The following is a 455-nucleotide window of genomic DNA, read 5'->3' as shown; positions in this document are numbered from 1 at the left end:
ACCTTTCCCAAGTTTAACTGTAGATGGGTTCCAGGTAATTTAAGAACATTTCCTTCTTTGATCGTTGTTATTTGATTGGTTAAATAACACGTGGTTCTTCCATTCTTCTGTTTATATTTTGGAATCTTTGGCTTACCGGAAAAGCTGGCAGAATTGATTTTATATTTCTTAGAGGCTTCGAAGAAACTTTTCCAATCATCATAAACTTTTTTCATCGTTTGTTGATTGGACTGAGAGGGCATAGAAGTGTAATCTACTTGTTTCATCACTTTAAATAAAGCTTCTACAAAGCCATATCCAATAAATGATTTCTCAAGATGGGGCATTTCAAATAGCTTCAACATTGGATCAGTTATTTTGCCATTTTTGTCTACTTTCTTAGGTTTTACCTTCGCTTTTTCATGACTTTTCTGGCGAATCTCATTCATTTTAGGTAAATGTGTTTCAATATCCAT

Annotated in this window: 1 pseudogene; it reads right to left on the bottom strand. The window is 33.4% G+C overall.

Annotated features, from left to right (window positions below):
- Positions 1–455: pseudogene (locus TR08_RS32825) on the bottom strand (RNA-guided endonuclease InsQ/TnpB family protein); the annotation flags it as partial.

This window comes from Neobacillus niacini (assembly GCF_000759675.1).
Lineage (GTDB): Bacteria > Bacillota > Bacilli > Bacillales > Cytobacillaceae > Neobacillus > Neobacillus niacini_A.
The sequence above is the reverse complement of the archived record's forward strand: the minus strand, read 5'-3'. Positions and strand labels throughout refer to the sequence as shown.